Raw genomic sequence first — 14,382 nt, forward strand, 5'->3', positions numbered from 1 at the left:
AAGGCTCTGCGGCGGGGTGACGATAGCGCGATTATGGGCGAAACCACCGGCCAGCGGCAAACCGGCTATGCTCGCGGGATGATGCCCTTCGCCGACCTTGCGCCCTTGCTCCCCCGCCTGCGCCACCCCGCCGTACGCGATCTGGCCTGGGTGATGCTGTCTGCGCCGCTGCTCGGCGCAGCCCCCTGCCCGCAGCGCCACCCGCTTGCCGCCAGCGCCTGGGCCGACGATCCGGCGCGCCTGGCCGACTGGCTGCTGGCCCTGGACCATGACCCAGCGCCACTGCTCAACTGGCTGGTGCGCCTGAGCAGCCGCCGCCTCGGGCTGTATTACGAACGGTTATGGCAGTTTGCGTTACAGCAAGCGCCAGGGGTCGAGTTGCTGGCCGCCAACCTTGCTATCCGCAATGGTGGGCATACCTTGGGCGAGCTGGATATCGTGCTGCGTGACCGTGAGGGCGACCATCATCTGGAGCTTGCGATAAAGCTCTACCTCGGGCCGCCCCGTTGCCCCGGCAGCGATCCGGACAATTGGTTGGGGCCAGGCTGCCATGATCGGCTGGGGCACAAGCTTGCCCACCTGCTTGGCCATCAGTTGCCGATGTCGGACGCAGCGCAAGGCCGCGAGGTACTGGCTAGCGTGGGGGTGACGCAGGTGCAGGCCCACCTGTGGCTGGGTGGCTACCTGTTTTATCCGCAAGGTTGCGCCGAGGCGCCGCTCGGCAGCCATCCCCAACACCTGCGCGGGGGCTGGCTGCACCAGCGGCAATGGGCAGCGGACGCAAGCCAGCATTGGCAGCCACAACCGCGTCAGGCCTGGCTGGCGCCAGCGCGGGTGACAGTCGATCAATTGTGGAGCCCGGCGCGCCTGGAGGCTTGGCGTAAAGGGCTGGAGGCGCATGCGCCCGCGCAGCTGCTGACACGCATGCAGGAACGCGAAGACGGCGACTGGGAAGAGGTAGAGCGGGTGTTTCTGGTGGCAGACAGCTGGCCGTATCTGCCGGAGCGGTAAGCTTTTATGCAAAGGCACAAGCCACGCGATCCCGTGTAGGAGCGGCCTTGTGCCGCGAAGGGGGCGAAGCGCCCCCACCGATATCAGCTTGAAGCACAAATCCAGGGGGCGCTTCGCCCCCCTTCGCGGCACAAGGCCGCTCCTACACGGATTGCGTGAGGCCCGAGCAGGCTTGCACAAAAGCGGGCTGCAAAGCAGCCCCGCTCAATTCAGGATGCTGCAGCGACCGGCTCTGGCGCCGGGCAATGGGCCTGGGCATCCTTGGGCCAGAGTATCTGGCCCTTGCCATCGACCACTTGCTCGGCACCACACGGCAAGGTGTTGGTGTCGAACACTACGCTGCCGTCCAGGCGATACAAGGCCCGCAGCGTGCGCACAGCGTCATCGCCATTGCCTTCGACGCGGTAGCCGAAGATCGCGCCGCGCGCGGTGTCCACCTGCACGTCCTGCCATTTGGCCGGCACCAGCAGCTTGCCATCGAGGTTGTACAGCGCGCGCGGGGCGTCCGAGGTGCTGCCTTCGCTGGCCAGCAGGTGCTCGCCGTCTGGCAGCAAGGTCAGGCCGATGAACTGCTCGGGCTTGATCAGCACCTTGCCCTGCTCGTCCATCAGGCCAACGGTGGCCGTCTCGGTCGGCATGCCCATCATGCTGACAGTCTTGCGCGGCGACTTCAGCTCGGTGAAGGCAAAGCGCTTGGCGGTGAGCACGCCGACCTGCTGATAGGTCGGGGCCAGCACGACTTTGCCTTGGTCCAGGTCAACCACGCCGTAGGTGGCCAGGAAGGCGTTCTGCAGCTTGCCGATGTGGTTGAAGCCGTCGCGGTGGCCGCTCATGCCCATCAGGCCCAGGCCTGCATCACCGACAGAATCGTACTCAGGTTCGATCAGCCACTTGCCGCTGCGGTCGATCATGCCGGCCTTGCCACGGTCCTGCTCGGTACGTGGCAACTGCACCATGCCACCGGCCTTGCCGAAGCTTTCGCAACTCTGGTACTGCGCGGCGATAACCACCTTGCCCTGGTAGTCGAGGTAGCCACAAGGTTGGTCGTAACCGTCACGGAACGCCACCAGGCCTCCGCCTGGGGTACCCAGCCAGTCCTTGCCAAGGGCAATGACCACATCGCCTGCGGCATTGGCCAGGCCCTTGCCGGCGGTGCCTTCGCGGGACACCACCAGTTGGCCGTCGGCAGCACTGACAATGGTGTCGAAGTCGAGCTTGCGCAGCACCTTGGTCTGCAGGTTGTAGCCCCAGCTCTGGCCATCGCGCTCAGCCAGCACCCAGTTGCCGCGCTTGGCAAAGTCGTCGCGCACATACATCGAGTCGAATACCGGCTCGCTGATCTTCTCGCCAGTGGGCGTCAGGAAGCCGCGCAACTCGCCGACCTCGGCAACGATGAACTGGTCATTGCCGCCCACAAAGACGTTGTCGTAGATGGCTGGCTGGACTTCCTTGCCCTGCTCGTCCATCACCCCGACCTTGCCGTCACGAACAAAGCCGAACAGGCCTGGGGTCAGGGTGAACACCTCATCCGTGAGGTCGGCGCGCAGCACCTGCTTGCCATCGCCACTGGCCAGGTTCCAGTAATCGCCACGGGCGAAGATGAAGGCATTGGTGAACGGCTGGGTGTAGATCTGCGCGTAATCGTTGTCGGGGCCGACACGCAGGGCGCCGGTCTGGTCGAGCACCGCGCACTGTTCGTTGACGCACAGCGGGATGGTCATCTGGGCGATGGCAGGGGTCTTGACCGCCGAGGTCTGGCCGCAGCCAGCCAGTACAGCCGTCAAGGCAGAGAACAGCACCACACGCGGCGCGTTAGAAAGCAGTTTCATTGACACAGAATCCTTGTGCGATTGAAGATCGATAGAGGCTTTGCGCCACCACCTGATCAGTTGTGTCGGCAAATGTGAATTGATCTTAAGCACACCGTTTCGCTACGCAGCGATTAAAGTGCAAGCAGAGGTGCCGGATAGAGCGCCCTTCCCTACCTGATGAAGAGGATCCGCCATGGTTTCATCCACCCCCGCAACCCGCTACACGCGCCCCTCGATCGTGCTGCACTGGTTGATGCTGGTACTGCTGGCGGCCGTCTACGCCTGCATCGAGCTGCGTGGCCAGTTTCCCAAGGGCAGCGCCGAGCGCGACCTGATGAAAGACCTGCACTTCATGCTCGGGCTGAGTGTGTTCGTGCTGGTGTGGCTACGCCTGGCGATGCGCTTGCTGCGCCCGGCGCCGCCGATCGTGCCCAAGGCGCCGGCCTGGCAGACTGGCCTTGCGCACCTTGTGCACCTGTTGCTGTACCTGATGATGATCGGCCTGCCGCTGGCGGGCTGGGCGATCCTCAGCGCCGCCGACAAGCCGGTGCCGTTCTATGGGCTGGAGCTGCCGCACATCGTCGGCGCGGACGCAGACCTGGCCAAGTTCATCAAGGGCTGGCACGAACGCATCGGCACCTGGGGCTATTGGCTGATCGGCGTGCATGCACTGGCCGGGCTCTATCACCACTATGTACGCCGCGACAACACGCTGCTGCGCATGCTGCCCTACAAGTAACCGCGCCGCCCTTGCAGGCCGCCTGTGTGCACGAACACCAGGCGGCTGCCACGGGCAAAACGCCCCGCCTGAACCTGATCGCGCAGGGCCAGCAGCGCCTTGCCGGTATACACCGCCTCCAGCGGCACGCCGCACTGGCGTTCGGTCTGTTCGATAAACGCCAGCAACTCACTGTCAATGCGGGCAAAGCCACCACGGGCAGCGTCATGCAGGTGGTAGCCGTGGGCGCCAACCAGCGCCGTGACGTTTTGCTCGACGCCGTGGTCAGCCGGCACCGCAACGGCGCCATGCACCGGGTGCGCACCGGCCTCGGCAAGCACCAGCCCGGCCAGTGTGGTGCCAGTACCAGCTGCCAACCACCAGCCGTGGTAATCCTCCCAACCCAGGGCCCCAAGCTGCGCCCGGCACTGCTCGACGATTGCTGCACAGCCGCGGGCGCCTTCGATACCGCCCCCGCCCTCGGCGATGCAGTGCCAACCAGGGTAACGCGCCTGCCAGGGCGCCCAGAAATCAACGCCGTGGCGCGCCCGATACCCGGCAAAGCCCAGCCAATGCAAGACCATGCCCATGGCCTTGAGATCGCGTACGGTGGGGGTGTCCTGTTCATGGCCGCGCAACAGCCCGGCGGTGGCGAAGCCAAAGCGCTTGCCGGCAGCGGCGAAGGCATGCAGGTGGTTGGAATGATTGCCGCCCAGGCTGATCAAGCCGGCGGCGCCCTGCCGCCGGGCAGCCAGTAAGTGATGCTGCAACTTGAACCATTTGTTGCCGCTTAGCAGCGGGTCGATCAGGTCCAGGCGCAAAACTGCGCATGCCACCCCGGCTGTTTCCAGCCAGGGCAGGTGCAAGGGTTGCAGGGGAGCTTGAGGAAGGTTGTCGAAAATCATCCGCTACCGTAACAACCTAGCGCCGGGTCGTCATCCAGCTCGACGTACTACCGCCCTCGAAATAATTAGCCAGCAGGGTCACTTCCTCTTGAACCTGCGTCACCCAGTCACGGATCTGTGGTTCGGGTATTACCGAAGAGCGTCGCAGCTCATGGACATATGGCCCTGCATAGCGCATGGCATCGGCACGCGGGTTGGCCTTGGAATAGACGTCAGTGAACAGGCGCGGCCCGGTCACCCGCGAAATATCGCGCATATAGGGCCAGAAACCTTCGTCGTCCTTTTTCGGCCGCTGCGCCGCCCAGCGCGTGGTCTTGAACCGCGTCACCATTTCCCGCTCTACCGCATCGAGCAGCGCGTTGCCCTTGAGGCTTGCGAAGTGGCTGTTGTTGTAGCCGGTAAAGTTCAACGCAATGCTTTCCACCACAGCGCCCACCGCCAACTGCCCGGGGCTCAGGGTCAGGCTGGGCAGAGGTTTGCTTAGTTGGTCATCGACATCCATGTAGATGCCGCCCAGCTCCCTGACCAAGCGGTAGCGTATCGAATCACAGGCCGCAGCGTAGTTACGGGTTTTCTTCTTCAGGTAATGGGTGAAAGCTTCACCGGCAGCATCGGCGATGAACGTCTTGAAGAATGGCTCGCCGCTGAGGGCGGTGAACGTCACGTCAGGAAACATCTTGCGAAGGGTCAGCAATTGCAACGATTCGGGCAGCAAGCCGGCGTCCTTGTAAAAATGCAGCTCCAAGCGGTAGCCACTTTGCTTGGCCAATTTCGCATTATGGGCAAGGGTGAGCTCGTGATGCTCGATCAATGATGCGTGGGAACCGATCCACACCTGATGCAGCTGCTTGGGTAACGCCTCGGCACTGTCTGGGCGACGCGGGGCTGGAAGCGGCGGATAGAACGGCAAGCCAAACTGTTCACGATACTGCTGTCGCCGCTGCGGGCCGGCCGGCTCCGTAGGGATCGGCTGCTCGACGTGATACCCAAGCGCCGGGTCGTAGCGCAGGTACACATCGCGCTCGGGAGCGAACCAACTGCATGTCCATAGCTCGAACTCGACGCGTCGCCGCTGCGCGCCTTCGAATACGAAGAACTCCTCGCCGCCCCGCCCACGCTTTATGGTGACTCCGTCCATGCCCAGGGTCTGGCCCGCACCGGCGCGGGCCGGCTCGTCGGCACCGCCCAGCAAGCGCAACCGTGGCGCCACCCGCCATTGCTCAGTATCAGGCTCACGAACCACACGCAGGCCGAGCATCTCTACGGTCGCTGGTGCGGCAACTGGCTCACCGTCATCAAGGTAGCGGGCAATGCTGCCATCCAGCGGGTCGATCACTTCACGCAGCGGATAGCGCTGGCCGTCTGCCAGTTCGACATATAGCCGCTGCTCGGCTACATACAAGCCTGCGCGCTCGCCAGTGGTGAAGCGGAACATTTCGCCAGACGGCTCAGCAGCTTTTGCTACGGGAGTGATGCTCAAGCGCCCGGCGTCAAGCTGCACGTGCATTGGCGCGCTGGCCTTGCCCACCGCCCGCAGCCTGGGCGCGCGAGCGTTGGCCAGGCCACTGAGGCTGCTGAGCATTTCCAACAGGTGTTCGCCGGCGGCGTGCCGCTGCCCTGCCGAATAGCTGGCATAGCCGTTGAACAGGTGAATCGCGACTTCGGTGAGGTCGAGCATGGTCATGACCCGCCCGGGCACCAGAAGGCTTAACACACGAAATGCCAGCAATGCGTAATCAAGCCCCTGTTCGAGCAGCAGCTCGGTATCGGACACCGCCGAGGCATCGCCTTCGGCCAGCAGAAACCTCACTCGCTGGTCGAACATCGCCTTGCCCAAGGGTTCAGGTACTCGCAGAGTGGCCAGCAAACTGCCGCCCCGCCCCTTCGCCAGCGACCTCAGCCCGGCGCCTGCAGCATCGAGCTGGTGCTTGCCAAAGCGCGCCAGCCAATACCTCGGAGAATCGCTCAACGTACCTGGTGGCCCGTCGACACCTGCCAATTGTGCAGTCATGGCAGACCGCAAGGCCCCGGCAGAGGCAAACCGCTCGAATGCCCGGCCACTGGGATGGCCCGGCGTGTAAAAGATCAGCGACGCGTCATCATCGAGGGTGAACAACAGCAGATCGCGCAACGTATTGCCGCTGAGTACCAGCGCTTCGACATGCCCGGCGGGGCTGCCGCTTGCCTGCGCCTGCGCCGTTTCAAGCACGCTCAACACGTGATCGCAATCATCCTGTTGCAGCTCGCCCTTGGCCACTGCCAGCAGCGCATCGATACGCAACCGAGTAATGAATACCTCCTGCGCGGCTTGCCGGCCCTCGTCATGCAGCGCTGCGGCCTCTTCATCCTCAGGGCGACGCAGGCGCGCGCGCAGCGCCTGTTCATAGCTTTCCTGCAGATTGAGCTGTTCGGCCAGCGTGGCCAAGGCTTTCAGCCCTGGCGAACGCGCGTCGTCCTCGGCCAGCTCGACCGTCCAATTGGCATCGCTGGCCTTGTCCAGGCGCATGGCGATGTACTCGAGCAACGAGCAGGTATGAGTCGTGACCTGTGGTTCCGGGTCTACCGCGACCGCGCCCGGTGCAAGCTCCGACTCGACAACGTCCGGCCGGTAACTGGCGATGCTGATCGTGAGGTCGACCGTAGCAGGGTCCACATCCCAGTCTTGCGTCCTGAGGCTGGCCTGGATCTGCTCGCGCGCGAACGAGTCGAAGGCCGGTAATTCGGCAAAATAGCGGCCTGCAACAATCTGTTGGTTATGCAGCAGTTCTAACCACTGGTCCAGCTGAACCTGCTGCTGCGCGTCAAGGCCTACCTTGTCTTGCCACAGCGCCTGCCGGGCTGCCTGCTGTTGCTGGGCAAAAGCATGCAACTGGCGCACGGCCTTGCACAGCGAAGCATCCAGGCCGATGGGGTTGCTCCAGAAGGACTCGGCGCCGGCCAGGGCATTTTCGCGCCAAGCGTCGAGCTGTTGCTGCACCTGCGCCTCGAACGGGTTGCCCTCGATCGGCGTGGCGCGGACCTCATACCCGTACTCCGGCCGCTGCTCTTCTTCCAGCAGTGCTGCCTGGGCAACGGGGCCAAGGCGGCGCAGCCACGTTGGCGCATAGCCACCGGTCAAGTCTGCACGCACGGCGTACAGCACCTCTTCGAGCGAATCGTAGCGGCGCACGAATCCCAGATAACCGGGGCAGTAGAGCACGCACTCGCCCGTAGTGTCTTTGCGTTCAGTCACGTAGCCAAGCGCTGGGGAGTAGCCGCCAGGCGCGGTACTCAGCACCAGCAGGCCTGGCAAGCCGACGACCGCACCGGAGCCCGCCAGGTAGACATCCAGGCGGTAGACACCTCGGGCAAGCAACCGGTTCGACCAGCTCGGGTGGGCGACGATATCAGCGATGAGGACTGTCGCGGCCGGGGTCAGCGCCCCAACCTGCTGAAGCAGGCCCGCATGGTCAGCCAGGCTGGCGCGCATCTGCAGTTCCTGCGCAAGCCGCCTGTTTGGCAGCGATAGATGCTCGGGCACCTCCCAGAAGGTCGTCTGGTCGACCTCGAACTGCGCCGCAACCGTCTGCGGGGTAATGCCGGCCAGTGCGTCACGAATATCCTTCAACGGGACAGCTGTGTATTGATCGGCAGCGTCGAGCGAGGTGCTGGACGCAGATAACACACTGCGCTGCGCGTCGAGCAACTCCTCCGAGCCAGGCTCACCGCGCATGTTTTGCATGATCAGCGTGTCGAGCGGGTGGCTGGCGAGCAGCTCCTGGGTTCCCTCTTGCTCGGCATACTCACGCACATACCACGGGCCTTCTGGCAAGTCGGGGCAGGCTTGTGCGAACAGGGTACGGGCAGCCCCGGCCAGCGTGGGCAGGCCGGTCAGGTCCGGCATGCCCTCGGGCAGGCCTGCCGTAAACGGCGGGGTTGGAATGGATTCTTGCATGGCGGACATCCTCCAGGGAAAACCGGAAGATGCCCGCCCAGGTTCACAGACAGGCGCTATTGGAGCACTACCTTACAACTGCGCAGCCAGCCTCGAGCCTTGGTCGATGGCGCGTTTGGCATCCAGTTCCGCCGCCACATCAGCGCCGCCGATCAGGTGTACGGACTGACCGGCGTCCAGTAACCCCTGTTGCAGGTCGCGCAGTGGGTCCTGGCCTGCACAGATGACGATATTGTCCACGGCCAGCAGTTGCGGCTCGCCGTCAGCGATGCGCACATGCAGGCCGGCATCGTCCACGCTCAGGTACTCGACGCTGTTGAGCATCTGCACCTGCTTGTTTTTCAGGCCCGTGCGGTGGATCCAGCCGGTGGTCTTGCCCAGGCCGTCGCCCACCTTGGTTTTCTTGCGCTGCAACAGGTACACCTGGCGCGCCGGAGCATGCGGTTCGGGCTTGATGCCGGCAACGCCGCCACGGGCCTCAAGCTGAGTGTCGATCCCCCACTCTTTCCAGAACGCCTCGCGGTCCTGGCTGGTGGCAACGCCTTGGTGCACCAGGAACTCCGATACATCGAAACCGATCCCGCCAGCGCCAATCACCGCCACCCGCAGCCCGACCGGCTTGCGCTCGAGCAGCACGTCCAGGTAGCTGAGCACCTTGGGGTTGTCGATGCCGGGAATAGCCGGGGTACGCGGGGCGATACCGGTGGCCAGGATGATCTCGTCGTACTTGCCGGCCACCAGCGCCTGGGCATCAACGCGAGTGTTCAGGCGCACATCCACGCCCGTGCTGCGCAGCTTGTTGGCGAAATAGCGCAGGGTTTCGAAGAATTCTTCCTTGCCCGGTACCCGCTTGGCCACGTTGAACTGGCCACCGATCTGTGCGGCACCATCGAACAGCGTTACCTGGTGGCCGCGCTCAGCCGCCACCGTGGCGGCAGCCAGGCCGGCAGGGCCTGCGCCGACCACGGCAATACGCTTGACGATGCGCACCGGCAGGTAATTGAGCTCGGTTTCGTGGCAGGCACGCGGGTTGACCAGGCAACTGGTGAGTTTGCCGCCGAAGGTATGGTCGAGGCAGGCCTGGTTGCAGCCGATGCAGGTGTTGATCTCGTCACCTCGGCCTTGGGCGGCCTTGTTGACGAACTCAGGGTCGGCGAGGAACGGCCGGGCCATCGACACCATATCGGCGTCACCCTCGACCAGCACCGCCTCGGCCACCTCCGGGGTATTGATGCGGTTGGTGGTAATCAACGGGATACTGACCGCCCCGCGCAGTTTGGCGGTGACCTTGGTGAACGCGGCGCGCGGGACCTTGGTCGCGATGGTCGGAATACGCGCCTCGTGCCAGCCGATACCGGTGTTGATCAGCGTGGCGCCGGCGCGCTCGATCGCCTTGGCCAGCATCACGATCTCGTCCCAGGTGCTGCCGCCTTCGACCAGGTCGAGCATCGACAGGCGGAAAATGATGATGAAGTTTGGTCCCACCGCTTCACGCACCCGGCGCACGATCTCCACCGCCAGGCGCATGCGGTTCTGGTAGCTGCCACCCCAGCGGTCAGTGCGCTGGTTGGTATGGGCGACCAGGAACTGATTGATGAAGTAGCCTTCCGAGCCCATCACCTCGACGCCATCGTAGCCGGCACGCTGGGCCAGGCTTGCGCAGGTGACGAAATCGCGGATCTGCTTCTCGATGCCCTCTTCGTCCAGTTCACGGGGTTTGAACGGGTTGATCGGTGCCTGGATGGCGCTGGGCGCGACTTGCTTGGGGCTGTAGGCGTAGCGCCCGGCGTGCAGAATCTGCAGGCAGATCTTGCCGCCTGCAGCATGCACCGCCTCAGTCACGGTGCGGTGCTGCTCAGCTTCGGCCTCGGTGCTGAGCTTGGCCGCACCGGAATACACCCCGCCCTCCTCGTTCGGCGCAATGCCACCGGTTACCATCAGCCCGACGCCGCCACGGGCGCGCTCGGCAAAATACACGGCCATGCGCTCGAACCCGCCTGGGCGTTCCTCGAGGCCTGTGTGCATCGAGCCCATCAGGGTGCGGTTGCGCAAGGTAGTGAAGCCCAGGTCCAGCGGGGCCAGGAGGTGCGGGTAAGGGTTGCTAGCCATGCAGGCGCTCCACATGTGGCGTGATCACGGATGAATGCAGGCACCTGCACCGCTACGGCGGGGGCCTGTCGCTTATAGGTACTGGACATTAAACAAGCGTTTGAACCTGCTCAATGATCGAAACTGACAACTTATTGATCCGGCTGCACAGCAGGCTTACCCTAGACCACATTCATCCTTCCCACATTGATTGCCCCTTCCATGCGAAAACTGCTTGCCGGCGCCGTGGCGCTGGTCATTCTTGCCGGCCTCTGCGGTTACGGCTTCTGGACCTTGCAACGGCCGCAGGGCCACTATCTTTCCGACCTGCGCATAGAAGTCGCGCTGAACCAAGGCACACCGGGCGAGCAAGGCAACCTGCTGGGTATCGAGCCGCTGTTGTATCCAGGCGACTACCAGAACCTCAACCGCCTGCACCGCAAGCTGTCGGCCTACCTCGAACAGGCCAAGGCCCAGGGCCTGGTCAACCCGCGCACAGTGGTGGTGCTGCCTGAGCATGTCGGCACCTGGCTGTGGGCCCGTGGCGAGAAGAAAGAGCTGTACCAGGTCACCCAGCGCCGCGAGGCCTGGCAGTGGCTTGAGCTGAGCAACCCGGTGCGCTACGGCCTGGCAATGCTTGCCGCCACCGGCGATGACCGGCGCAGCGACGCCCACCTGCGCATGAAGGCTGCGCAAATGGCGGCGGACTATCAACAGGTGTTCGGGGGCCTGGCGCGCGAGTTTGACGTAACCCTGGTGGCCGGCTCGATTATCTTGCCCGCCCCGCATGTCGACAATGGCGTGCTCCTGCCCGGCAACGGCCCGCTGTTTAATACAAGCCTGGTGTTCAATGGCCAAGGGTTGATCATTGGCCAGCCGCAGTTCCAGCAATACCCCGACAGCGAGTTCCGCCGCTACGTGCAGGGTGGTCAGAAACATAAATTGCAGGTGCTGCAGACCCCCGCCGGGCGCTTGGGCGTGCTGGTGGGCAGCGACAGCTGGTACCCGGCCAATGTCGAGCAACTGGCCGAGCAATCGGTGCAACTGATCGCCAACCCGGTGTTCCTCAGCGGCAAACAGGCATGGCACACCCCATGGCGCGGCAACCGCCACCAGCCTGTGGCCGATGGCCTGCCATTGCAACGCGGCGAAGCCAGCGAGCAGGACGCCTGGCACCACCTTACCCGCAGCGCAGGTGGCGGCCTGAGCAGCATGAGCGTGTTCATGCGCGGCCAGTTCTGGGAACAGGCCGGTGATGGCCAAGGCTTTGCCCATCAGGGCGATGCACTGTGGGCCGGCAGCGCCAGCAATGGCGCGCGCCTGCTCAACCTGTGGTTGTAACCGCATGAACCGCGCACGGGTGCGCCTGGGCGACCTGTCGGTGGGCCTGGTCCAGCCGTTGGCGCAAGCCCTGCGCGAGCGCGGCCACAACCCGCAACCCCTGCTGCTGCGCTACGGCCTTGATGATCGGCGCCTGGCCGAACCCAGCGCGCGGCTGTCGATTCCGCGCTACATGCACCTGGGGCATGCCGCCATCGAGCTGTGCGCCGACCCGGCGCTGGGGCTGCACATGGGCCGCCTGGGCCGCCTGCCGCAGGCGGGGCTTGCCGGCGTAACAGCGGCGCAAGCGCCGACGCTGGGCGAAGCCGCCCGCACGCTGCTGCGCTTCGAGCCCTTGTATGCGGCCAACTACCGGGGCCAGTCGAGCTTCGAAGAAGATGCCCAAGGCGCCTGGCTGCGCTTCTACTCCATTAGCCCGTATAACCGCTACAACCGGTTCGTGGTCGATTCACTGCTCGGCGGCTGGCTTGCGCAGCTGGGCGCATTGGCAGGCCAGCCGATAAAGGCTGAACGCCTGGAAATCGAATTCACCGCCCCGTGCTATGCCGACCATTACCAAGCCTTGAGCAGCAGCCCTGTGCAGTTCGCGGCCGGCGCCAACCAGTTGCGCCTGGGCCCGGCAACACTGGCTCTGGCCAACCCGCAGCACTGCCCCAGCACCTGGCAGCACCTGCTGCAGCTGTGCGAAGCCGAGCTTGCCCAGCGCACTCGGGTACGCAGCCTGGGCGAACGTATCATTCATCTGCTAGGGCCGTTGCTCAACGGCGGGCGTGAACCGGATCTCGAGGAGGTGGCGCGGCACCTGCACATGCCGACCTGGACGCTACGGCGCAAACTGGCCGAAGAAGGCACGCGCTTTCGCGACCTGCTCAATGACACACGGCGCGACCTCGCCGAAGCGTATATCCGCGATACCGAGCTGGCGTTTGGCGAAATCGCCTATTTGCTGGGGTTTGCGTCGGCCGAGGCCTTCCAGCGCGCATTCAAGCGCTGGACAGGCGTCACGCCGGGGGAGTACCGCCGGCAACAGCGGCTGGCGGTTTAAAGCTCGGTGGCATCATCGGCAGGTTCTGGCGGGTCCAGCTCGAAGGCCTGAAAATCGAGCAACTCTTCCTGATAGTCATCCATGGCCTGCATCCTCTTTCTGCGTTTATCGTCTCAAGGGTATGGGGCCAACCTAGGCCGTAGGCGTTACGGCTTGATTACAGCCCCATGAACGATAAACGTAGCAGGCCTTGCATAAGTTATCGAGGCCTCAAGAGCCCGCTGGGGCAGGTTCGGCTGGCGCTTCTGGCTGCTGCACCTGAATGGGCGCCGCCTCCACCGGTGGCGCCACAGGCTGCGAGCTATGGCTATCGTCGACCACAGGCGCAGCAGGCGCCTCTGTGGCAGGGGCAAATGCCGCTGGCTGGCTGGCAGCAGGGCTCTGGGCCGCGCTCGCCGGCGCGGGTGCCGCCTCTGCCGAGGCTTGTGGCGCTGGCACAGGCTCGGGCAGCCCCAAGTCTTGTGCCGGTGGCTCGGCCTTGGCCGGCTCTACCGGCGCTTCAGGCTTTTTCACCTTTTTTGGCTTCGGCAGATAGCTTTCGACCAGGGCGAAATAACGGTCGTAGAACTGCGGCGCGGTGACCGTCTCGCTGGCGACCTTGACCATGGAATCGTCGCTTGAGCCAATGGGCATCGACACCGAACCCAGCACGCCCACACCCAGGCTTGCCGAAGTGTTGGACTTCTTCAGGGTGTAGCGGTCCTGCAAGGCGTTGGCAAACATGGTGGAGCGCTGTTTGTCGCTCATGTCCGGCACGCAGGTGATGTTGAAGCTGATCTGCATGTGGTTTTCGGCGCTTTGCTGAAAACTCTTGTTGCCGGCGACCTGGTTGGCATCACTGCTGGTGATGATGTAGCCCTGGCTGAGCAAGGCACGGCGCGCAGCCTCACAGGAGCCGGCTTCACTCACCGAGAAGCTGCGCGAGAAGGTGCCTGAGTCGTCGAAGTTCTCGTGCTCGTACATGGCAGGCTTCTTCGAGGAACAACCGGACACGCCTGCCAGCACAAGGGCCAGCCCGAGCGCACCGTAGACGGATGATCTGGACATCGTGAATTCCGGGGAAAATCGAACGGTGGGTATTGTGCAACAGATCCGCGATCGATCGAAACCTTGAGCGTGCAAGGTTCATGTAAAGTCCGGCAAACCTTACGCTTATCAAACGCTGAAAACGCGAAAAGCGACCCTGAGGTCGCTTTTCGCGTTGTACCAAGCTGTTCAAGGGGCTTGGTACCAGAGATGGCGCAGCGGACGGGACTCGAACCCGCGACCCCCGGCGTGACAGGCCGGTATTCTAACCGACTGAACTACCGCTGCGTATCGTTCGGGCTTGCACCCGATTGAAACTGGGATCTGAGCTTTCAAGCGCCTAAACGCGAAAGCCAGGCACAAAAAAGGCGACTTGTGATCGCCTTTTCTGTTTTGCTTCAAGCTGTTCAAGGGGCTTGATGCAGAAGATGGCGCAGCGGACGGGACTCGAACCCGCGACCCCCGGCGTGACAGGCCGGTATTCTAACCGACTGAACTACCGC

General features: G+C 63.9%; 9 protein-coding genes and 1 tRNA gene. 4 read left to right on the forward strand and 6 right to left on the reverse strand.

Annotation, left to right across the window (positions count from 1 at the left end):
• Nucleotides 1-33: 33 nt before the first annotated feature.
• A complete protein-coding gene (locus tag HU720_RS15870; RefSeq protein WP_186520884.1) occupies nucleotides 34-1,011 on the forward strand; it encodes a DUF1853 family protein in 978 nt (325 codons plus the stop codon).
• A gap of 209 nt (nucleotides 1,012-1,220) precedes the next feature.
• Here HU720_RS15870 and HU720_RS15875 read toward each other — a convergent pair whose 3' ends face one another.
• On the reverse strand, nucleotides 1,221-2,840 hold the full coding sequence (locus HU720_RS15875) for a WG repeat-containing protein (RefSeq protein WP_186520885.1): 1,620 nt from the start codon (nucleotides 2,838-2,840) through the stop codon (nucleotides 1,221-1,223).
• 175 nt (nucleotides 2,841-3,015) lie between these two features.
• On the opposite strand from HU720_RS15875, the gene HU720_RS15880 reads away from it, so the two are divergent.
• On the forward strand, nucleotides 3,016-3,561 hold the full coding sequence (locus HU720_RS15880) for a cytochrome b (protein ID WP_186520886.1): 546 nt from the start codon (nucleotides 3,016-3,018) through the stop codon (nucleotides 3,559-3,561).
• On the opposite strand, the gene HU720_RS15885 is transcribed toward HU720_RS15880, so the two are convergent.
• From HU720_RS15885 to HU720_RS15895, 3 genes are all read right to left on the reverse strand, one after another.
• Nucleotides 3,552-4,445 (reverse strand): pyridoxal-phosphate dependent enzyme, encoded by an 894-nt coding sequence (locus HU720_RS15885; protein WP_186520887.1) that lies wholly within the window; start codon nucleotides 4,443-4,445, stop codon nucleotides 3,552-3,554. The genes HU720_RS15880 and HU720_RS15885 overlap by 10 nt on opposite strands.
• 16 nt (nucleotides 4,446-4,461) lie before the next feature.
• Nucleotides 4,462-8,379, reverse strand: a complete 3,918-nt coding sequence (locus HU720_RS15890) for a DUF6543 domain-containing protein (RefSeq protein WP_186520888.1) — start codon at nucleotides 8,377-8,379, stop codon at nucleotides 4,462-4,464.
• A gap of 72 nt (nucleotides 8,380-8,451) precedes the next feature.
• Nucleotides 8,452-10,488: an NADPH-dependent 2,4-dienoyl-CoA reductase gene (locus tag HU720_RS15895; protein ID WP_186520889.1), complete on the reverse strand. Its 2,037-nt coding sequence runs from the start codon at nucleotides 10,486-10,488 to the stop codon at nucleotides 8,452-8,454.
• Nucleotides 10,489-10,689: 201 nt separating this feature from the next.
• On the opposite strand from HU720_RS15895, the gene HU720_RS15900 reads away from it, so the two are divergent.
• Nucleotides 10,690-11,808 (forward strand): nitrilase-related carbon-nitrogen hydrolase, encoded by a 1,119-nt coding sequence (locus tag HU720_RS15900; protein WP_186520890.1) that lies wholly within the window; start codon nucleotides 10,690-10,692, stop codon nucleotides 11,806-11,808.
• 4 nt (nucleotides 11,809-11,812) lie between these two features.
• Nucleotides 11,813-12,853, forward strand: coding sequence for an AraC family transcriptional regulator (locus HU720_RS15905; RefSeq protein ID WP_186520891.1), 1,041 nt, complete (start codon nucleotides 11,813-11,815; stop codon nucleotides 12,851-12,853).
• Nucleotides 12,854-13,063: 210 nt separating this feature from the next.
• Here HU720_RS15905 and HU720_RS15910 read toward each other — a convergent pair whose 3' ends face one another.
• Nucleotides 13,064-13,900, reverse strand: a complete 837-nt coding sequence (locus HU720_RS15910; protein WP_186520892.1) for a DUF2242 domain-containing protein — start codon at nucleotides 13,898-13,900, stop codon at nucleotides 13,064-13,066.
• Nucleotides 13,901-14,090: 190 nt separating this feature from the next.
• Nucleotides 14,091-14,167, reverse strand: a tRNA-Asp gene (locus HU720_RS15915).
• Between the last annotated feature and the right edge of the window lie 215 nt (nucleotides 14,168-14,382).

Source organism: Pseudomonas sp. SWRI51, assembly GCF_014268825.1.
GTDB classification, from domain to species: domain Bacteria; phylum Pseudomonadota; class Gammaproteobacteria; order Pseudomonadales; family Pseudomonadaceae; genus Aquipseudomonas; species Aquipseudomonas farsensis.